At 68.5% G+C, this 20,408-nt stretch carries 19 protein-coding genes; 10 read left to right on the top strand and 9 right to left on the bottom strand.

Annotated elements, in window-relative coordinates:
* Positions 1–83: 83 nt before the first annotated feature.
* Entirely contained in the window at positions 84–392 is a 309-nt protein-coding gene (locus tag A5756_RS01210; protein WP_066945603.1) for a WhiB family transcriptional regulator, read from the bottom strand.
* Between the two features lie 352 nt (positions 393–744).
* Between A5756_RS01210 and A5756_RS01205 the strand changes: the two genes are divergently transcribed.
* The 3 genes from A5756_RS01205 (at position 745) to A5756_RS01195 (ending at position 2,980) form a co-directional block, all read left to right on the top strand.
* Positions 745–1,563, top strand: a complete 819-nt coding sequence (locus tag A5756_RS01205; protein WP_066945599.1) for a hypothetical protein — start codon at positions 745–747, stop codon at positions 1,561–1,563.
* Positions 1,564–1,653: 90 nt separating this feature from the next.
* Entirely contained in the window at positions 1,654–2,229 is a 576-nt protein-coding gene (locus tag A5756_RS01200) for a sigma-70 family RNA polymerase sigma factor (RefSeq protein WP_066945594.1), read from the top strand.
* Entirely contained in the window at positions 2,216–2,980 is a 765-nt protein-coding gene (locus tag A5756_RS01195; RefSeq protein ID WP_231989191.1) for an anti-sigma-D factor RsdA, read from the top strand. The genes A5756_RS01200 and A5756_RS01195 overlap by 14 nt, the downstream gene beginning before the upstream one ends.
* 4 nt (positions 2,981–2,984) lie before the next feature.
* Here the strand turns inward: A5756_RS01195 and A5756_RS01190 are convergent, their stop codons facing one another.
* The gene (locus A5756_RS01190; RefSeq protein WP_046186907.1) at positions 2,985–3,392 is read right to left on the bottom strand and encodes a DUF5319 domain-containing protein; all 408 of its coding nucleotides are present in this window, start codon (positions 3,390–3,392) and stop codon (positions 2,985–2,987) included.
* Between the two features lie 163 nt (positions 3,393–3,555).
* Here A5756_RS01190 and guaB point away from each other — a divergent pair, with 163 nt between their 5' ends.
* Genes guaB through A5756_RS01175 form a run of 3 tightly spaced genes read left to right on the top strand, consistent with a single transcriptional unit; the run spans position 3,556 to position 8,079 of the window.
* Positions 3,556–5,154, top strand: coding sequence for an IMP dehydrogenase (gene guaB / locus A5756_RS01185; protein ID WP_066945561.1), 1,599 nt, complete (start codon positions 3,556–3,558; stop codon positions 5,152–5,154).
* 7 nt (positions 5,155–5,161) lie between these two features.
* A complete protein-coding gene (locus A5756_RS01180) occupies positions 5,162–6,289 on the top strand; it encodes a GuaB3 family IMP dehydrogenase-related protein (RefSeq protein ID WP_066945558.1) in 1,128 nt (375 codons plus the stop codon).
* Between the two features lie 53 nt (positions 6,290–6,342).
* The gene (locus A5756_RS01175) at positions 6,343–8,079 is read left to right on the top strand and encodes a GMC oxidoreductase (RefSeq protein WP_066945555.1); all 1,737 of its coding nucleotides are present in this window, start codon (positions 6,343–6,345) and stop codon (positions 8,077–8,079) included.
* Between the two features lie 54 nt (positions 8,080–8,133).
* Here A5756_RS01175 and A5756_RS01170 read toward each other — a convergent pair whose 3' ends face one another.
* The gene (locus A5756_RS01170) at positions 8,134–9,027 is read right to left on the bottom strand and encodes a TauD/TfdA family dioxygenase (RefSeq protein WP_066945552.1); all 894 of its coding nucleotides are present in this window, start codon (positions 9,025–9,027) and stop codon (positions 8,134–8,136) included.
* Between the two features lie 62 nt (positions 9,028–9,089).
* On the opposite strand from A5756_RS01170, the gene A5756_RS01165 reads away from it, so the two are divergent.
* Complete coding sequence (locus A5756_RS01165) at positions 9,090–9,656, top strand: TetR/AcrR family transcriptional regulator (protein ID WP_066945549.1); 567 nt, start codon at positions 9,090–9,092, stop codon at positions 9,654–9,656.
* Positions 9,657–9,659: 3 nt separating this feature from the next.
* Here the strand turns inward: A5756_RS01165 and A5756_RS01160 are convergent, their stop codons facing one another.
* The 5 genes from A5756_RS01160 to A5756_RS01140 all read right to left on the bottom strand — a co-directional run bounded on the left by A5756_RS01160 (position 9,660) and on the right by A5756_RS01140 (position 16,087).
* Positions 9,660–12,026, bottom strand: a complete 2,367-nt coding sequence (locus A5756_RS01160; protein ID WP_066945546.1) for a glycoside hydrolase family 65 protein — start codon at positions 12,024–12,026, stop codon at positions 9,660–9,662.
* Positions 12,023–12,763, bottom strand: a complete 741-nt coding sequence (locus A5756_RS01155; RefSeq protein WP_066945543.1) for a beta-phosphoglucomutase family hydrolase — start codon at positions 12,761–12,763, stop codon at positions 12,023–12,025. The genes A5756_RS01160 and A5756_RS01155 overlap by 4 nt, the downstream gene beginning before the upstream one ends.
* A 191-nt stretch (positions 12,764–12,954) precedes the next feature.
* Positions 12,955–13,758: a class I SAM-dependent methyltransferase gene (locus tag A5756_RS01150; protein ID WP_066945540.1), complete on the bottom strand. Its 804-nt coding sequence runs from the start codon at positions 13,756–13,758 to the stop codon at positions 12,955–12,957.
* Positions 13,755–14,573, bottom strand: coding sequence for a methyltransferase domain-containing protein (locus A5756_RS01145; RefSeq protein ID WP_066945537.1), 819 nt, complete (start codon positions 14,571–14,573; stop codon positions 13,755–13,757). Before A5756_RS01145 ends, A5756_RS01150 begins: the two co-directional genes overlap by 4 nt.
* Entirely contained in the window at positions 14,570–16,087 is a 1,518-nt protein-coding gene (locus A5756_RS01140; RefSeq protein WP_066945933.1) for an MFS transporter, read from the bottom strand. Before A5756_RS01140 ends, A5756_RS01145 begins: the two co-directional genes overlap by 4 nt.
* Before the next feature lie 79 nt (positions 16,088–16,166).
* Between A5756_RS01140 and A5756_RS01135 the strand changes: the two genes are divergently transcribed.
* Positions 16,167–16,808 carry a helix-turn-helix domain-containing protein gene (locus A5756_RS01135; protein ID WP_066945535.1) on the top strand — a complete coding sequence of 214 codons (642 nt, stop codon included), beginning with the start codon at positions 16,167–16,169 and terminating at the stop codon, positions 16,806–16,808.
* A gap of 3 nt (positions 16,809–16,811) precedes the next feature.
* Here A5756_RS01135 and A5756_RS01130 read toward each other — a convergent pair whose 3' ends face one another.
* Positions 16,812–17,465, bottom strand: a complete 654-nt coding sequence (locus tag A5756_RS01130; RefSeq protein WP_066945531.1) for a TetR/AcrR family transcriptional regulator — start codon at positions 17,463–17,465, stop codon at positions 16,812–16,814.
* Between the two features lie 62 nt (positions 17,466–17,527).
* On the opposite strand from A5756_RS01130, the gene A5756_RS01125 reads away from it, so the two are divergent.
* Together A5756_RS01125 and guaA are read left to right on the top strand one after the other, a co-directional pair.
* A complete protein-coding gene (locus A5756_RS01125; protein WP_066945528.1) occupies positions 17,528–18,733 on the top strand; it encodes an acyl-CoA dehydrogenase family protein in 1,206 nt (401 codons plus the stop codon).
* 25 nt (positions 18,734–18,758) lie between these two features.
* Positions 18,759–20,318, top strand: coding sequence for a glutamine-hydrolyzing GMP synthase (guaA, locus tag A5756_RS01120; RefSeq protein ID WP_066945525.1), 1,560 nt, complete (start codon positions 18,759–18,761; stop codon positions 20,316–20,318).
* Positions 20,319–20,408: the final 90 nt, after the last annotated feature.

Here is a 20,408-nt window from a genome sequence, read left to right as displayed (position 1 = left end):
GACGGATACACGGACCGAGACGGCGAATCGTTCAACCGCGTCGTGCGAAAAAAGTGCCGCCCTTGCGGACGATCGATGAACCGCTAGGCCGAGCGGCGGATGCCGCGGTTACGGCCGATGTCGCCCTTCAGCAACATGTCGCGCTCCGATTCGGACAAGCCGCCCCAAACCCCATAGGGCTCACCGACTTCGAGCGCGTGGGAACGGCACTCCTGAATTACCGGGCACTGCCGGCACATTTCCTTGGCGCGTTGCTCGCGCTGCATGCGGGCGCGGCCGCGCTCACCGTCGGGGTGAAAGAACATCGACGAGTCAACGCCGCGGCACAAGCCCTGCAATTGCCAGTTCCAGATGTCGGCGTTGGGTCCGGGTAGCTGCTCCGGCTGTGGCATTGGTGTCTCCCTCTCTGCACGGCACGCCCAGTAAGGTCAGGTTCGACGAAGCGATGGTGCACTGAATTGAAGCGGCGTCACCGATGACTACCCGTGATGCGTACGTTAGGGCGGGCGGTGAATTTGCGTCAATAGCCACTTAGCCCGACAAAGTATGTAATGGTTATAAAAGAATTAACGTCGCGTTCATCTGCCGCCCAATGGCGAAACACGCACCGTGCTACCAGGCACTTGACCGAATCGAGATTTCCCAGCTCAGGGGCCGGGGGAGGGGCGACCGGGATTAGTACAGGATCTATTGTGATTAACAGTTCGGTAACGCGAACAGCACAAACTGTTTACTACCATCGCCGTGATTGAAACTCGTCACACTTCTGTGATTGGCGCGGAGTTGGCTGCCGCCGCTTTCGGCGACCGGGCCGGTAGCTGGCCGCTGCCGACGGCGGTCACGCCGGAGGACTTGTGGCTGCGCGCCGTCGCAGCGGGCGGGCAGGGCCGCTACGGCAGCGCCTACCGCGATCTGGCCGCGCTGCGGCGCGACGCCCCCGCCGGTCGGTGGGCGTCCCTGGCTCACAGCACGCAGGGATCCTTTCTGCGCCAACTCGGTTGGCACACGCTGGCGCGGGGGTGGGACGGGCGCGCCCTCGCGCTGGCCGGTGTGGACCGCGAGTCGCGTGCCGACGCCTTGATCGGGCTGGCGGCCGACGCGCTGGGTGTCGGCCGCTTCGCAGCGGCGGCGACGTTGTTGGCCCGCGCGGACTCCGAGCTGGGTGCGGGGCCGGTGCCCGAGCGGCAGCCGGTGCGCCGAGGGTGGGTGGCCGCCGAATTGGCGATGGCCCGTGGCGACGGCGAAACCGCCGTCCGCCATGCGAACGAAGCGGTGGAGCTGGCGGGCGCCATGGCCGTCCCGTCGGCGCGGCACGCGGTCAAGAGCGAGGTGGTGCTGGCGGCCGCCCTGTGCAGCGCCGGGGCCGTCGAGCGCGCGCGGGCGGTGGCGGAGGCGGCGCTGGACGCCACCGGCCGGCTCGGACTGGTCCCGCTTCGGTGGGCGTTGGCGTGCTTGCTGATTGATCTCGGCAGCGTCACCGTTTCGACACAAAAGCTACGCGAAATTCGCGATGTCTCCGCAGGCCAAGTGCGGCGCGCCGGTGCGACGTGGCGTTCCGCTTGAAATGGCCTCCGGGCCGTTATTGTCAATTCGTTAGTTAGCCCGGTTAGCCCGCGATGTGTCCGGTTCGTAACGTTGGAGATACCGCCGTCGATGACAATTCAAGGGGATCGTCTCGACGCTGTCGTGGCCAAGGCCGTGGCGGGGGACAGTAACGCACTACGGGAGGTGCTGGAGACGATCCGTCCGATTGTCGTGCGATATTGCCGCGCGCGAGTCGGGACAGTCGAGCGGGGTGGGCTGTCAGCGGATGACGTGGCACAGGAGGTGTGCTTGGCGACTATCACGGCGCTGCCGCGCTACCGGGACCGAGGGCGTCCCTTTCTCGCCTTCCTGTACGGCATCGCGGCGCACAAGGTCGCGGACGCCCATCGGGCCGCCGGCCGTGATCTCTCCTATCCGACCGAGGTCATCCCCGAGCGTTGGTCGTCCGACGCGGGCCCCGAACAGCGGGCCATCGAAGCCGACTCGGTCAGCCGGATGAGCGAACTGCTCGAAATCCTGCCCGCCAAGCAGCGCGAGATCCTGATCCTGCGTGTCGTCGTCGGCTTGTCCGCCGAGGAGACCGCATCCGCCGTCGGCAGCACCACGGGAGCGGTCCGGGTGGCCCAGCACCGTGCGCTGTCCCGGCTGAAGTCCGAAATGATCGCGGCAGGTGACTGTGCCTGAATCCCTGGACGAATTCGCCCAAAGCGACCTGCTTCTCGACGCGCTCGCCGAGCGGCGGCCGGTGCACGTCGGTGACCCCGACATGGACGCGATGGCCACGCTGCTGGAGGACTGGCGCGACAACCTGCGGTGGCCACCGGCGAGTGCGCTGGTCTCGGCCGAGGAAGCCGTCGCCGCCCTGCGCACCGGCCTGGCCGACCGTCGCAGCGGCCGGCGCGGGCTGGCGACGATCGGATCGGTCGCCGCGGCGCTGTTGGTGATGAGCGGCTTCGGCGCGATGGTGGTCGAGGCGCGTCCCGGGACCCCGCTGCACGGGCTGCACGCGATGTTCTTCGACCAGCCGCGCGTCAACGAGAAGAATCAGGTCATGCTGTCGGCCAGAGCCGACCTGGCCAAGGTGCAGGAATCGATCGACCGGGGTCAATGGGACCAGGCCCAGAACCAGCTCACCGAGGTGAGCAGCCTGGTCCAGTCGATCGACGACCCGGCCAGCAAACAGGAGCTGACGAACCAGCTGAAGCTGTTGAATCTCAGGGTTCAATCGCGCAACCCGAATGCGACGCTGCCGCCCCCGGCGAACACGCCGTCGGCATGGTCGACTCCGACCACCGCCGCGCCGACCGCGGCCACCACGCCCTCGGAAGCTTCGCCGAGTCCGTCGGCAACGCCATCGCCGAGTCAATCGTGGAGCAAGCACCGGCACCACGGGCAGACTTCGACGCCGCCGACGGTGGCCCCGAACAACCCCTAGCGGTCTAGCGCCGGTATCCGTCGGCGTCCGAGGTGGCCTCGTTGAGTGAGGCGTCGGCATATCCCCGGCAGTAATCCCACGTGACGTAGGCGTCCGGCTCGGGGTCGTAGGCAGGCTCGTGCGGGCGGACGGTGCCGTCGATCAGCAGCTGCAACAGGTTCGCGCGCAGCATGTCCCAGTCGTGGTAGTGATCCTGCTGACATTCGTCGCAGCACACCACCAGCCCGCGAATGCCCTTGTGCGCCAACAGTGCCTCGTAAACCGCCAGGTCGGCAAGGTCCGCCTCGACCGCCATCCGCTCTTGGGCGTCCAGGGGTTGCCCCGGCTCTACGGCTTCCAGCGCAGCCGACGGATCGCAGGGGTCGTCGGCGAAGGGGTCGGGCGGCAAACCCGGTGGGAGGTGATCGCGCACGCACACTAGCCTACGCAGCCGGGCCGGGATAACGCCAGCAGCCAGGCCGCCCGTCGTTTCCGGGCCCTTTGCCGTTCGCGGCGCGCCCCGACAAGCGGGTCGGGGCGACGGGCGAGCCGATAGGATGGGAGTCTCGCGCCGCATCGTATGGAGGGCCCCACCGATGACCCGTGGCATGTCCCACCTGGAAGACAGCTCCGACCTCGTCGGCAGCCCCTACGTGCGTGACCCCCATATTGGAGGACTGATCGACGACCCCGTGCCGACCGGGGGTGACAACCCGCACAAGATCGCGATGCTCGGCCTCACGTTCGACGACGTCCTGCTGCTGCCCGCCGCTTCCGATGTGGTTCCCGCCACGGCGGACACCTCCAGCCAGCTCACCAAGAAGATCAGGCTCAAAGTGCCGCTCGTCAGTTCGGCGATGGACACGGTCACCGAGTCGCGGATGGCCATCGCCATGGCCCGGGCCGGCGGCATGGGTGTGCTGCACCGCAACCTGCCCGTCGCCGAGCAGGCCGGCCAGGTCGAGATGGTCAAGCGCTCGGAGGCCGGCATGGTCACCGACCCGGTCACCTGCCGCCCGGACAACACCCTGGCGCAGGTGGACGCGTTGTGCGCCCGGTTCCGGATCTCGGGCCTGCCGGTGGTCGACGACGTCGGCGCGCTGGTCGGCATCATCACCAACCGCGACATGCGGTTCGAGGTGGACCAGACCCGCAAGGTCGCCGAGGTGATGACCAAGGCCCCGCTGATCACCGCCCAGGAGGGCGTCAGCGCCGATGCGGCGCTGGGCCTGTTGCGCCGCAACAAGATCGAGAAGCTGCCCGTCGTCGACGGCCACGGCCGGCTCACCGGGCTGATCACCGTCAAGGACTTCGTCAAGACCGAACAGCATCCGCTGGCCACCAAGGACAGCGACGGCCGGCTGCTGGTGGGCGCCGCCGTGGGCGTCGGCGGCGACGCGTGGGTGCGCGCGATGATGCTGGTCGACGCCGGGGCCGACGTTCTGATCGTCGACACCGCGCACGCGCACAACCGGCTGGTGCTCGACATGGTCGGCAAGCTGAAGGCCGAGGTGGGCGACAAGGTCGAGGTGATCGGCGGGAACGTCGCCACCCGGTCCGCGGCCCTGGCGCTGGTCGACGCCGGAGCCGACGCGGTCAAGGTCGGCGTTGGACCGGGCTCGATCTGCACCACCCGGGTGGTGGCCGGGGTCGGCGCGCCACAAATCACGGCGATCCTGGAGGCCGTCGCGGTCTGCGGACCGGTGGGCGTGCCGGTGATCGCGGACGGCGGACTGCAGTATTCCGGCGACATCGCCAAGGCCCTGGCCGCGGGCGCCTCGACGGCCATGCTGGGCTCGCTGCTGGCCGGCACCGCCGAGGCCCCCGGCGAGCTGATCTTCGTCAACGGGAAGCAGTTCAAGAGCTACCGCGGCATGGGGTCGCTGGGCGCCATGCAGGGCCGGGGAGGCGCGAAGTCGTACTCCAAGGACCGCTACTTCGCCGACGACGCGTTGAGCGAGGACAAGCTGGTCCCCGAGGGAATCGAGGGCCGAGTGCCGTTCCGCGGACCGCTGTCGTCGGTGATCCACCAGCTGACCGGCGGTCTGCGCGCCGCGATGGGCTACACCGGATCGCCCACCATCGAGGCGCTGCAGCAGGCGCAGTTCGTCCGGATCACTTCGGCCGGGCTGCGCGAAAGCCATCCGCACGACGTCGCCATGACCGTCGAAGCGCCCAACTACTTTGCGCGCTGAGGCCGGGATGGTCGAAATCGGGATGGGCCGCAACGCCCGTCGCACCTATGAACTGAGCGAAGTCAGCATCGTGCCGTCGCGGCGCACCCGGTCGTCGCAGGACGTGTCGACCACCTGGCAGCTGGACGCCTACCGCTTCGAGATCCCGGTGGTGGCCCATCCGACCGACGCACTGGTGTCGCCCGAGTTCGCGATCGAGCTCGGCCGCCTCGGCGGGCTGGGCGTGCTCAACGGCGAAGGCCTGATCGGCAGGCACGCCGACGTGCAGGGCAAGATCGCCGAGCTCGTCGAGGCCGCCACCAAGGAGCCCGAACCGTCGGCGTCGATCCGGTTGCTGCAGGAATTGCACGCCGCCCCGCTGAACCCCGACCTGCTGGGAGCCGCGGTGGCGCGCATCCGGGAGGCCGGGGTCACCACGGCCGTGCGGGTCAGCCCACAGAACGCCCAGGCCCTGACCCCGGTGCTGCTGCAGGCCGGCATCGACCTGCTGGTCATCCAGGGCACCATCGTGTCCGCCGAGCGGGTGGCCAGCGACGGGGAACCGCTGAACCTCAAGACCTTCATCGCCGAACTCGACGTCCCGGTGGTGGCCGGCGGGGTGCTCGACCACCGCACCGCGCTGCACCTGATGCGCACCGGCGCCGCCGGCGTGATCGTCGGCTACGGCTCTACCCGGGGCGTGACGACCAGCGACGAGGTGTTGGGCATCAGCGTGCCGATGGCCACCGCCATCGCCGACGCCGCCGCCGCGCGGCGCGAATACCTCGACGAGACCGGCGGCCGTTACGTGCACGTGCTGGCCGACGGCGACATCCACACCTCCGGCGAGCTGGCCAAGGCGATCGCCTGTGGCGCCGACGCGGTGGTGCTCGGCACCCCGCTCGCCGAATCCGCCGAAGCGCTCGGCGAGGGCTGGTTCTGGCCGGCCGCGGCCGCGCACCCCTCGTTGCCCCGCGGGGCATTGCTGCAGATCGCGCTGGGCGAGCGCCCGCCGCTGGAGCGGGTGCTCAACGGGCCTTCCGACGACCCGTTCGGGTCCCTGAATCTGGTCGGCGGCCTGCGCCGGTCGATGGCCAAGGCCGGCTATTGCGATCTCAAGGAGTTCCAGAAGGTCGGGCTGACCGTCGGGAGCTGACGGCACCCCGGGGCCACTGGCTCGTTACCCGTGAGTAAGGCCATACTGGTGCGATGAGGCCGGATTACGACGTTCTGATTATCGGTTCGGGTTTCGGAGGCAGCGTCAGCGCGCTGCGGCTGACCGAAAAGGGCTATCGCGTCGGCGTATTGGAGGCCGGGCGGCGCTTCGCCGACGAGGACTTCGCCGAGACCTCCTGGGACCTGCGCAAGTTCTTGTGGGCGCCCGGGCTGGGTTGCTATGGCATTCAGCGGATCCACCCGCTGAAGAACGTGCTGATCCTGGCCGGCGCCGGGGTGGGCGGGGGCTCGCTGAACTACGCCAACACGCTCTACGTGCCGCCGGAGCCGTTCTTCAAAGACCGGCAGTGGTCGCACATCACCGACTGGCGCGACGAGTTGATGCCGCATTACGAGCAGGCGAAACGGATGCTCGGGGTGGTGACGAACCCGACCTTCACCGACGCCGACCGCGTCCTCAAGGAAGTCGCCGACGAGATGGGCTGCGGCGATACCTTCGTGCCCACCCCGGTCGGTGTGTTCTTCGGCCCCGACGGCGCCAAGACCCCCGGCAAGACCGTGCCGGACCCGTATTTCGGCGGCGCGGGACCCGAGCGCACCGGCTGCCTGGAATGCGGCTGCTGCATGACGGGCTGTCGCTACGGCGCCAAAAACACGCTGCTGAAGAACTACCTCGGCCTCGCCGAATCGGCTGGGGCGCAAGTCATTCCGATGACGACGGTCAAGGGCTTCCAGCAGCGCTCCGACGGGGTTTGGGAGGTCCGCACGGTGCGCACGGGCAGCCTGCTGCGCAGGGACCGGCGCACCTACACCGCGACGCACCTGATCCTGGCCGCGGGCACCTGGGGAACCCAGCATCTGCTGTTCAAGATGCGCGACAAGGGGAAGCTGCCGCGCCTCTCCGAGCGGCTCGGCGTGCTGACCCGCACCAACTCCGAGTCCATCGTCGGGGCCGGGAAGCTCGAGGTCGACCCCAAACTGGATCTGACCCATGGGGTGGCCATCACGTCGTCGATCCACCCCACCGCCGACACCCACGTCGAACCCTGCCGCTACGGCAAGGGGTCCAACGCGATGGGGCTCCTGCAGACACTGATGACCGACGGCACCGGTCCGGAGGGCACCGACGTGCCGCGCTGGAAGCAGCTGCTGGACCAGGCCCGCGAGGATCCGCGTCGCATGATGCGGATGCTCAACGTCCGCCAGTGGAGCGAGCGCACACTGATCGCCCTGGTCATGCAGCACCTGGACAACTCGATCACCACCTACACGAAACGCGGGAAGTTGGGCATCCGCTGGTACACCAGCAAGCAGGGGCACGGAGATCCCAACCCGGCCTGGAACCCCGTCGGGAACAAGGTCACCCGGCGCATCGCCGAAAAGGTCGACGGCGTGGCCGGCGGCACCTGGGGTGAGTTGTTCAACATCCCGCTGACCGCCCACTTCCTCGGCGGCGCGGCGATCGGCGACAGCGCCGAACACGGCGTGATCGACCCGTATCACCGGGTTTACGGCTATCCCACGATGTTCGTGGTGGACGGCGCCGCGATCTCGGCGAACCTGGGCGTCAACCCGTCGCTGTCCATCACCGCACAGGCCGAACGGGCCGCCTCGCTGTGGCCGAACAAGGGCGAGAACGATCAGCGCCCGGCGCAGGGCGAGGCTTACCGCCGGCTGGACCCGATCGCCCCGGGGCATCCGGTGGTGCCGGCCACCGCGCCGGGTGCGCTGCGCTGGTTGCCGATCACCCCGGTGCCCTCGGCCGGCTAGCTCGCGATCGCCTCGCTGGTTGGTCGGTCGGCGACCCGCAGCGCTCGGCTGCGCCTAGCTCGCGATCGCCTCGAGCGGGGCGCCGCTGACCACCCGGCTGCGTTGCCGGTGCACGTTGAAGGGCACGTCGCCCATCAGGGTGACGCGGTGCATCAGCCGAGGCTGGTCGTCGTAGTCGTCGATGGCGCGGTGCTGGGTGGCCCGATTGTCCCAGATTGCCACGTCACCCGGCGCCCAGTTCCAACGAATGGTGTTCTCGGGGACGGTGATTCGCCGTTGCAGCAAATCGAAGAGCACCGTCGATTCGTAATTGTCCAGGCCAACGAACCCGCGCACGAAATCCCCCAGTAGCAGCGTGCGTTCACCGGTCTCCGGGTGCACCCGCACGACGGGATGCTCGGTGCGGAAATCCGGCTTCTCGAAGGCCTGCCGGAACGCGCGCTGCGCGTCGGTCATTGCTTCAGGGGTGATGTAGTCGTACCGGTTGGTGTGCACCGCCCACAGATCGTCGACGAGCCAGGCGAGCGGTTCCGGCAGGTACTCGTACGCGGCGGCGGTGTTGGCCCACAGCGTCGAGCCGCCATACCGGGGCAGGGTGACCGCCCGCAGGATCGACGCGGCCGGGTAGTTCGCCACGAACGTGACGTCGGTGTGCCAGCGGGTCGCCTTGCCGTATTCGGAGTTGATCGGCGTGATGACCGGCGCGTTCTTGGCTGCGAGCACCTCGGCGGCCGGATGGCCGACGGGCGTGCCCAGCTGTGCGGCGAACGCGAGTTGCTCCTGGTCATCGAGGTGGTGCTGGTGGCGAAAGAAGATCACCTTGTGGGCCAGCAGCGCCTGGCGGATCTTCTCGATCGCGTCCGGGTCGAGGTCGCCCCCGAGGCGCACCCCGTCGACCCGCGCGCCGATGCGGCTACCCAGCTTGGTGACGGTTATCTGACCGATCATTTTCATCAATCCTCGTGTGAAAAGGGGTGTAGTCAACTGACTACATCGAGTACTGTAGTCACATGACTACACGTTCCGCAAGTGGCCGCGCGAACATGCCCACCGGGCGGGCCGAGGTCGCCGCGGCGATCCTGGAGGCCGCCACCGACCTGTTCGCCGAACGGGGTCCGGCCGCGACGTCGATCCGCGACATCGCCGCGCGATCCAACGTCAACCACGGGCTGGTGTTTCGCCACTTCGGCACCAAGGAGAATCTGGTCGGCGCCGTGCTCGATCACCTGGGCGCCAACTTGAGCGCCCTGCTCACTGAGGAGGCGCCGGCCGACGTCCTGGACCGGGCACTCGACCGGCAGATGCGGGTCATGGCCCGCACTGTGCTCGACGGGTATCCGGCGGGGCAGCTGCAGAAGCGCTTTCCCAACATCGCGACGCTACTCGGCTGGGTGCGGCCCCTTCACGACAACGAGGTCGAAGCGCGCCTGGCCGTCGCCAATGCCCTTGCGCTGCAATTCGGTTGGCGGCTGTTTGCGCCGATCCTGCGCTCGGCGACCGGGATCGACGAGCTGGCGGACGACGAGATACGGCAGGCGGTGGGCGCAGAGGTGGGGCGGATCCTCAAATCCGGCTGACGCTCACTTGTTCCGCGCCAGCGCCCGCCGGTGCAGTGGCTCGCGGCCTGGAGGCTGCTGCGGTGGCGGCATCAGCGGCTTGCGGGCGTGCACCGCAACGGTTTTCGGCGCATCGGTGCTCAGGGTGATCTCCTCGCCCGCATGCCGGATGGTGAGTTGGCCGCCGGGCCCGTCGCGCACCGTGTAGGTGACGTCTGAATGGTTCACGTCGACGGTGAGCCGGAAATCGCGCCACCGCAGTCTGAACCTTAGTCGCGAAATACCGTCGGGCAGAGCGGGATTCAGCGACAGAATGCCCTCGTCGTCGCGCAAGCCGCCGAAGCCGCCAACCAGCGCCGTCCAGGCGCCGGCAAGCGACGCCATGTGCAAGCCGTCGCGGGTGTTGTGGTGCAGGTCGCGCAGGTCGATCAGCCCGGCCTCGTAGGCGTAGTCGTGCGCCAATTCCAGGTGCCCGACCTCGGCGCACAGCACCGCCTGGGTGCAGGCGGACAGCGACGAGTCGCGCACCATGCGTCGCTCGTAGTAATCGACGTTGCGCGCCTTTTCTTCCGGCGTGAAGAAGTGGCTCCGCCACTGCATCGCCAGCACCAGGTCGGCCTGCTTGATCACCTGCGCCGGATAGAGCCGCACGTACGGGTCGTGCAGCAGCAACGGATAGGCGTGGTTCTCCTGGAAGTCCCACTCCGCCAGGGTGGTGAACCCCTCGCACTGCTGGTGCACCCCCAGGCCGGCGTCGTAGGGAATGTTCGCGGCATCGGCGGCGTCGCGCCAGGAAGCCGTCTCCTCGGTGGTGACGCCCATCGCCTCCGCCGCCTCGGGGTGGCGGAGGCAGGCCTCCGCAGCGGTGCGCAGGTTGTGCGCGGCCATCAGGTTGGTGAAGACGTTGTCGCGCACGATCGCGGTGTATTCGTCGGGGCCGGTGACGCCATCGAGGTGCCAGACGCCGTGCCGGTCGTGGTGGCCGAGGGAGAGCCAGAGCCGGGCGGTCTCGACGAGCACGCCGAGGCCGCAATTCTTCTCCAGTTCCTCGTCGCCGGTGACGATGCGGTACCGCTCGAAGGCCATGGCGATGTCGGCGTTGATGTGCCAGGCCGCCGTGCCGGCCGGCCAGTAGGCCGAGCACTCCTGCCCGCGAATGGTCCGCCAGGGGAAAGCGGCGCCCTGCAGGCCCAGCTCGGATGCCCGCTCCTTGGCGAGGTCCAGGGTCGACGCCCGCCACCGCAGGGCGTCGGCCACCGCGCGCGGTGCGGTGTAGGTGAGCACCGGCAGCACGTAACTTTCGGTGTCCCAGAAGGCGTGGCCGTCGTAGCCGGTTCCGGTGAGCCCCTTGGCCGGAATCGCGCGGCGCTCGGCGCGCACGCTGGCCTGCAGCAGATGGAAAAGCCCGAACCGCACCGCTTGCTGGGATTCCGGGTCGCCCTCGACCTCGACGTCCGCGCTGTCCCAAAAGTCGTCCAGGTAGGCCCGCTGCGAATCCAGCAGCCCCTGCCACCCGGTGTAGCGGGCGCTGTGGATGGCGGCGGCGGCCTGGTCGCGCAGGGCCGGGCGCGAGCGCATGCTCGACCAGCCATACGCCAGGTACTTGACGATGCGCAGCTTCTGCCCGGCGCGCAGCCCACAGATCACGGTGGTCCGCGCCAGATCGTCGCGCGCGTCGGTGCTGAACTCGACGCGGCCGGGAACGTCGATCTCATGGTCCATCGCGGCCGACATCATCAGGGCGCTGCTGCGGGTGCGGTGCATGAGAAGCGCCCCGGTCTCGGTGTTTTCGTGATCGACGGCCACCAGGGGGTTCTCCAGAATGGCCGACACCCGCGGGTCACCCGAGGTCTGGGGTTGGTCCTCGTTGGTGACCAGTTCGGACTGCACCGTCACGCGAACGAAATCGCCGACCGCTTCCACGACGTATTCGACGGCGGCGACGCCGCGCTGGGCCAGCGACACCAGCCGGGTGGACACCAGCTTGATCTCCTTGCCCGCGGGGGAGCGCCAATGCGCGCCCCGGGTCATCGTCCCGGCGCGCATATCGAGAACCCGCTCGTGCGAAAGCAATTCGCCATAGCGGACGTCGAACGGCTCGTCCTCGACCAGCAGTCGGATGATCTTGCCGTTGGTGACGTCGACGATGGTCTGGCCGGCCTCCGGATAGCCGTAGCCGGCCTCGGCGTAGGGCAGCGGCCGGATTTCGTAGAAGGAGTTCAGGTAGGTGCCGGGCAGCCCGTAGGGTTCACCCTCGTCGAGGTTGCCGCGCAGCCCGATGTGCCCGTTGGACAGGGTGAACAGGGATTCGGACTGGGCCAGCAGGTTCAGGTCGAGCTTCGTTTCGCAGACGTGCCATGGATCAACGGGAAATGCTTCGTCGTCGATCATGACTGCAGCAGCTCGGCGAGGTCGGTGACCACCACATCGGCGCCGTTGCGTCGTAGATCGTCGGCCTGGCCCACTCGGTCGACTCCCACCACGTAGCCGAAGTTACCGGCATGGCCGGCCTGCACACCCGAAATCGCGTCCTCGAACACGGCCGCGGCCCCGGCCTCGACGCCGAGCAACTCCGCCCCACGCAGATAGGAGTCTGGCGCCGGCTTACCGGCGATGTGCTCGTCGCGCAGCGTGACGCCGTCCACCCGCTTCTGGATGAACTGGTCCAGGCCGGTGATCTCGAGGACGTCACGGGTGTTGGCGCTCGAAGACACCACGGCAATTCCCAGGCCGGCCGCCGAGACCGCCTCCAGATATCGCCGCGAGCCCTCGAAGACCTCGACGCCGTCCTCGCGCAGCACCCGTTGGAACATGTCGTTCTTGCGGTTGCCCAGGCCGTACACCGTCTCGGCGTCTCCCGCGTCGTCGGGGCTGCCGTCGGGCAGCTCGATACCGCGGCTCTCCAAGAAGGACCGGACCCCGTCCTCACGCTTCTTGCCGTCCACGTATTTCCGGTAGTCGTCGGCCGCATCGAACGGCACGAATTCTTCGCCGGTGCGTTCGGCCCGTTCGGACAGGTAGTCGTCGAACATGGCCTTCCAGGCCTTGGTGTGCACGCTCGCGGTATCGGTGAGCACACCGTCGAGGTCGAACAGACAGGCATGCACCTTTTCGGGCAGACCGAGCACGGGTGGACCTCGCTTCCTGGCCTTGGGAGGACTAGCTAAGCGATACCCACTCCACCATGCGGAGCAATCCGAGCGCTACCTCGGCCCACCAGGCGCTGGTGCTCGTTACCTACGCCGACGGCTTTCCCGGATGACCCGGACCATTTCCTTTGGGCGCTCGAGGGCCGAGAAGCGGCCCGCGCCCAGGGCCTTCACCTTCTACACACTGCTTGGATGGTCCGAAGCCGTCCGTCGGCCAGCGCGCGGGTCAGATTGCCGACCTTCAGCTCGAAGTCGTCGACGAAGGCGTGCAAACCCAGCGGGGTCGGGGGCTGGGCTAGCAGCGCGTTCATGAACTCGGTCGCCTGCCCGGTCAGGTCGTTCCAGTGCTCGACGGCGAACCCGGCGGACTCGACGACGGCGCGTAACTCGTCGGGGGTGACCAGGTGGCTGCGGTCGGGTTCATCGGCCCACGGCAGCGGATACTCCAGCTTGCCGTGGTTTCCAATCGTGATGTCCCACAGAATAATCCGGCCCCCGGTTGCCAGTACCCGGTGCGCTTCGGAGTAGAGGCTCGCCTTGTCGGCGACGTTCATCTGAACGTGCTGGCTGATGACGACGTCAAAACTGCCGTCGGCAAAGAGAAGGTCGGTGACGTCCGCCTGCCGGACGGATATCCGGTCGTCGAGACCGACCAGGCGATTGAGCCAACGGCTTGTTTCGCAGTACTCGTCGGTGAGATCCACGGCCGCCACCGTGCAACCGCATCGGTCGGCTACGTAGCGGGCGGTGCCGCCGATCCCGCTGCCCGCGTCGAGCACCCGACTTTCGCTGGTGATGCCCGCAAGATCCACCAGTTGGCTGGTGGCGAAGCGGCCCATGGTGTGAAAGTCCTCCAGCATGCCCAGGTCGGCGGGTTCGAGCCGGTCGAGGTCTTTGCCGGCGGACATCAGCGCGCGCTCGATGTTGGTTCGGGACAGGCCGGTCGAGTACTGGCTCTGGATTGTCTCGTTCATCTGTGGACCTCCGTCCAGGCCGTGATGAGCGGGGGCATCATGACCAGCGCGCCGGCCGCGAGCACCTCCCGGCGAAATAGCGGTACAAAGTCCTCGACGTCGGCGAGCTCGTCGATGGCGAAGCCGCCCTGCTCCGCGATCGGGGAGACCAACCGCCAGACTTCGGCGGCGTAGGCCAGGATGTCGGCGTCGGCGGCGGTTCCGATGGGCGTCCCCTGGGTCAGGCGCGGGGCGCCCAAGCCGGCCTCGGCGAAGACGGTGTGCAGCGTGGTGCCGAACCGCGCGGACAGGCCCATCGCCTCGAAGGCGCGGACGATGCCCGCCGTGACCTGTCCGAACAGCGGCAGGTCCGGGATGCTGCGCGTCGCGGTGATGTCGTTCTCGGAGAAGGCGACAACGCCGCCGGGGCGCACGAAGGAGCCCAGCCGCCGCAGTGTGCCGGCCGGGTCAGGCAGGTGCATCAGGATCAGCCGGCCGATGACCGCGTCCACCGGTTCGTCCAGCACGATCGCGTCGACGGCGGTCTGCGTGAATTGCACTGTGCGCAGACCCTGTTCGGCGGCGCGGTTGCGTGCGAGCTCGACCATCGCGGGTGCGGCGTCCACGCCGAGGACACTTCCCGTCGGACCCACCAGCCGAGCGGCGACAAACGACACGTCGCCGGGCCCGCAACCGATGTCGAGCACCCGCATGCCGGGGCGCAGTCCTGCGAGCCGCAGCGCATGCTCGGTGTGGTCGTTGTACAGCCGGCCCTGCAGGATGAGCCGCCGCACCTCCACGTCGGCGTGGCCGAGGACATATGTGCTCGCGTTCATGGGATTGTCCTTTCGGTTTGACGTGCCGGCAATAACCAGCCCACGACGATCGCGGCGCCGAGCGCGATGCCCGCGCAGACCAGCGAGCTCACCTGCAGGCCGTCCAGGAACGCGCGGTCGACCGCGGCGCGGACGCCACCGGCCCGCTGCGCCGGCAACTGCTCGATCACCCTGTGCGCGAGTGCCATTGAGTGGCGCATGGCGTCCGCGGGCAGCCCGGTCAGCGCCTCCGTCCCGAGATGTCCCGAGTACACCGACGCGAAGATGCTGCCGGCGATGGCGACGCCGAGCGTGCCCCCGAGTTCGCGCGTGGTGTCGTTCACGGCCGAGCCCACCCCGGCCTTGTCGGCGGACAACGACCCCATGATCGCCTCGGTGGCCGGCGAAACGGTCAGGCCGAGGCCGCCGCCGAGCAGCAGCATCTGCATGGCGATCTGGGTGTACGGCGTGGCGGCGTCGGCGGTGGACGCCCACGCCAGCCCGGTCGCGAAGACGGTGAGGCCGGTGGCGACGACGGCGGTGGTGCCCGCCCGTTCCACCAGCCGGGGTCCCGCGATGCTGGCCAGCGCGATGGAGGCGGCGACCGGTAGCAGCCGCACCCCGCTCTGAAATGCGGTGTAGTCCTTGATGAATTGGAAGTACTGGGTGATGACGAAGATGAAGCCGAACAACGTGAGGAAGCCGGCGGTCACGGCCAGGCTACCGCCGGAGAACCGGCGGTCGACGAACACCGACACGTCCAGCATGGGGTGGTCGCTGCGCCACTCCCACAGCGCGAACCCGGCCAGAACCGCTGCGGCCGAGGCGAACCCGATCGCGGTCCGGCCGTTGGTCCATCCCCAGGTGGGCGCCTCGATGACCGTATAGACCAACGCGGTGATCCCGGCCGCCGACAAGAGCAGGCCACCGACGTCGACGCGCGGTGCGGCCGGGTCGCGCGAGGTCGGCACGAACAGGATGCCGCCGGCGATGGCCAGCGCCGCGATCGGGATGTTGACCATGAAGATCGAGCCCCACCAGAAGTGTTCGAGCAGCCAGCCGCCGCTGATCGGCCCCACGGCCACCCCGACGCCGACCATCGCCGCCCACAGGCCGATCGCCTTGGCCCGAGCCGCCGCATCCGTGAAGATGTTGGTGATCAGGCCCAGGGTGGTCGGGAAGATCACCGCCGCTCCCACCCCCATGGCGGCGCGCGCCGCTATCAACTGGGTAGCCGAATCGGTATGCGCCGCAACGGCGGAGGTTACGGCGAACAGCGCCAGCCCGGAGTTCAGCCAACCCCGTCGGCCGAAGCGGTCACTGAGGCTGCCCGCGGAGAGCAGCAGTCCGGACATCACCAGGGTGTAGGCGTCGACGATCCATTGCAGCTGGGCGGTGTCGGCGCCGAGTTCGCGAGACAGGGTCGGCAGCGCGACGTTGACGATGGTGGCGTCGACGCTGATGACGAAGACCCCGAGGCAGATGACGGCCAGCGCCGGGATGGGGCGGTTCCGTAGGAGGGGTTCGGTTCGCATGAACAAGACGCTAAAGCTAATAGACAAAGAAATCAAGTAACTGATAGAAAATCACGTCTACCGCTGGTAGTCTGGCCTGGTGGCGACCCGCAGGACCTACAACCAGAACTGCCCGATAGCCCTCGGGCTCGACGTGTTGGGCGAGCGCTGGACGCTGCTGATCCTGCGCGAGCTGGTCGGCGGCCCCCGCCGCTACGGGGACCTGCGCGCCGAGTTGCCCGGCATCGCAACGAATCTGCTGGCCGAGCGGCTCAAAGAATTGCAGGACGCGGGAGTCGTCGACCGCGCCGACCTGCCGGCCCCGATCGGCCGGACCGTCTACACCCTCAGTGACATGGGCTGGCAGCGGGCGTTGCCCGTCTTGAGAAGCGTCGCGTTGTTCGGCCTGGACCGGTTGGACCCGGTTGGCGGCGGCGCGGTGTCACCGCTCAACGGGTTTTTGGCCGGCATCCTGCTCGGCTTCGACTCGGGCAAGGCGGCGGGGTTGGAGGCGACGTGCCGGGCCGAGATCGACGGCCGGCGATTCGACTTCGCGGTGACCCAAGGCCGCCTAGCCGGTGGTCACGGTGAACCTTCGGTGACGATCACCGCCGGTGCGGCGGATCTGGTGACCGCCCGCCTGGGCGCGAGCGAGGCCAAGCGCGCGGCGGCGCTGCGGCGAATCACCGTGACGGGCGACCCGGCATCCGTCGACGCGGTGCGGGCGGCCTTCTCGCTGTAGGCCTCAACCCGGGCGGTCGAGCAGGGCGTCGGTCAGCGCCTGGGCGATGAACTTGCCGTAGCGGGTTGCCGACCAGCCGCGTTCGAGGACGAGGAGCTCGTACAGCTCGGGTGCGTGGTACGTCCACAGGACATCGCGCGCCTCTCTCGGGCTGACCCGCAGCTGTCCGGTCCGGGTGAGATCGGAGGCGAACATCGTCATGCCGGTCAGGGTCTCGCCCCTGATCTGCTTCCACACCTCCGCGGCGTCCGGGGACGAGGCGGCGCCGTCGCGCGCGAGCAGCTGGACCGGTGCGCTGCGCGGCATGCTGGAGGCCAGGTGCTTGGCGTAGAGCCTCAGCTTGTCGGCGGCCTCGGTCGCGTTGGCCACGTTCTGGATGACGTCTCGCTCGACCATCGGAATCGGTTGGTCGTCGCCGGCCACGGACACATCGAAAAGCGCCTTCAGTAGGCCGGCCTTGGTCGTGAACGCCTTGTACACCGTTTCGACCGATACGCCGGCGTCCCGCGCGATCTCGGCGATGGTCGTCACCGCATAGCCCTGGGCGAGAAACCGCCGCCGGGCGGCCACGAGCACCGCATGGCGGTTGTGCTGGGCCTGTTGGCGGCGACGGGTCGAGTCGTAGCGGCGCGGAGATTGATCCTTGACAGCTGCCATGATTTGAATACATGCTCCTATATCTATTACAGTCAACTGTATCAAAAGAAAGGGAGCGTGGCATGACATCCGCAACACGCCCCGCCGCCGCCCTGTCGGCCGGCGACCATCCGGCGGCCGTAGCACAGGCTTTGGCACCCGAGATCAGTCGGCGCGCCGACGAGGCCGAGGCGCTCGGCACCTTGCCGCTCGATCTGGTCGAACGGCTGCGCGAGGCCGGCATCTTCCGTGCCCTTCAACCGCGCTCGCTCGGCGGATTCGAACTGCCCCCGATCGACTTCATCCGCATGATCGAGGAACTGGCGCGTGCCGACGGTTCGACGGGCTGGGTCGCGGCCATCGGTGCCGGCGCGCCCGCGTTCACCGCATGGCTCGAACCCGCCGTCGCCACAGCGCTTTTCGGCTCGGAAGCCGACTTCTTGGCGGCCACGGTCTTCGCCCCCACCGGGCGTGCCGTCCCGGATGGCCGCGGGCGGTTCGGCGTCGACGGCCGGTGGCCCTTTGCCAGCGGTTGTCGCCACGCCGAATGGATGTTGGCCGGGATGTTCGTCTTCGAGGGTTCGGACGGTCGGGCCCCGCGCATGATCGCCGACCAGGGCCCGGACTGGCGCCTCGGTTTCTTTCCGCGCGCCGACGCCGAGATCGTCGACAACTGGGATGTCCTGGGGCTGCGCGCCACCGGCAGCAACGACGTGGTCGCGCGGGATCTGCACATTGCCGAAGAGCACACCATTAGTCCGTTCTTCGCCTCGGCCCGCCACGACGGGCCGTTGTGGAGACTGCCCTTCTTCACGCTGGTGGGAGTGGGCCTGGTCGGCGTTCCGCTCGGGATCGCGCGGCGCGCACTCGACGAATTCACCGACCGCGCGACGACCAAGACGCGGGCCGGCACCTTCGAGCCGCTCGCTGGGGACCCCGCCGCCCAAGTCGAGTTCGCCCGCGCCGAAGCCGGTTTGCGGTCGGCGCGGGCGTTCGTTCTCGACGAGGCGGGTGGCTTGTGGGAAACCGCCCTTGCCGGTGACCCGCCGTCGCTGCAGCAGCGCGCCGGCTTCCAGCTCGCCGCCCAACAGGCGATGCGTGCGGCTCGTCAAGTGGTCGACGCGACGTTCGGCCTAACCGGAGCGGGCGCGGTGCACGCGAGCCATCCGCTGCAACGCTGCTTCCGGGATCTACACACCGCCGGTCAGCACGTGTACTTCAGCCCATCCGCCCTGAAGCGGTACGCCGGCACCCGCTTCGGCATTGCCCAGCCGACTCATCTGATGTGAGGGCGCGGCCACTAAGCTGGCTGCCGTGGAAGCACCCTCGCCGCGGCCCGTGTTGGTCGTCGATTTCGGCGCACAGTATGCGCAGTTGATCGCCCGGCGCGTCCGGGAGGCGCGGGTCTTCTCCGAGGTCATCCCGCACACCGCCTCGATCGACGAGATCAAGGCCCGCCAGCCCGCGGCGCTGGTGCTCTCGGGGGGGCCGTCCAGCGTTTACGAGCCGGGCGCCCCGCAACTCGATCCCGCGGTGTTCGACCTCGGCGTGCCCGTGTTCGGCATCTGCTACGGATTCCAGGCCATGGCGCAGGCCCTGGGCGGGACGGTCGCCCACACCGGCACCAGCGAGTACGGCCGTACCGAGCTGAAAGTGGTTGGCGGCGAACTTCATTCGGGATTGCCAAACTCCCAGCCAGTCTGGATGAGCCACGGTGATGCGGTCACCGCCGCACCGGACGGATTCGACGTTGTCGCCAGCAGCGCGGGCGCGGCGGTGGCGGCCTTCGAGAACCGGGCGCGCCGCCTGGCCGGTGTGCAATATCACCCCGAGGTCATGCACACCCCGCACGGCCAGCAGGTGCTCAGCCGCTTCCTGCACGACTTCGCCGGGCTCGGCGCCGAGTGGACGCCGGCCAACATCGCCAGCGCGCTGGTGGAGCAGGTGCGCGAACAGATCGGTGACGGCCACGCGATATGCGGACTCTCCGGCGGCGTGGACTCGGCGGTGGCCGCCGCACTGGTGCAACGCGCCATCGGTGACCGGCTGACGTGCGTCTTCGTTGACCACGGGCTGTTGCGCGCCGGTGAACGCGCGCAGGTGCAGCGCGATTTCGTCGCCGCCACCGGCGCCAACCTGGTCACCGTCGACGCGGCCGACACCTTCCTGCAGGCGCTGTCGGGAGTGACCAGCCCCGAGGGCAAGCGCAAGATCATCGGTCGCCAGTTCATTCGCGCCTTCGAGGGCGCGGTGCGGGATATCTTGAGCGACACCGGGTCTGAGGTTGATTTCCTGGTGCAGGGCACGCTGTATCCGGACGTGGTGGAATCCGGCGGGGGGAGCGGGACCGCCAACATCAAGAGCCACCACAACGTCGGCGGATTGCCCGACGACCTGAAGTTCAAGCTCGTCGAGCCGCTGCGGCTGCTGTTCAAGGACGAGGTGCGCGCGGTCGGGCGTGAGCTTGGCCTGCCGGAGGAAATCGTTGCGCGCCAACCCTTCCCGGGGCCCGGTCTGGGCATCCGGATCGTCGGCGAGGTCACCGCGAAGCGGTTGGAGACGCTGCGCCGCGCCGACTCCATCGCGCGCGAGGAACTCACCGCCGCCGGCCTGGACAACCTGATCTGGCAGTGCCCGGTGGTGCTGCTGGCCGACGTCCGCTCGGTCGGCGTGCAGGGCGACAACCGCACCTACGGGCACCCGATCGTGCTGCGGCCGGTGTCCAGCGAGGACGCCATGACCGCCGACTGGACCCGGGTGCCCTACGAGGTGCTCGAGCGCATCTCGACCCGCATCACCAACGAGGTGGCCGAGGTCAACCGCGTGGTGCTGGACATCACCAGCAAACCCCCCGGCACCATCGAGTGGGAGTGACCGGTGGGCGGGTAAGCGCCGCCACATCACACCCATCCGCCCCACCGGTATCGATCGCATAAAGCCGCCCCTCCCGTTTCTTGACGGCTG

Origin of the sequence: Mycobacterium sp. 852002-53434_SCH5985345, from assembly GCF_001667155.1 — a bacterium.
Lineage (GTDB): Bacteria > Actinomycetota > Actinomycetes > Mycobacteriales > Mycobacteriaceae > Mycobacterium.
The sequence above is the reverse complement of the archived record's forward strand: the minus strand, read 5'-3'. Positions and strand labels throughout refer to the sequence as shown.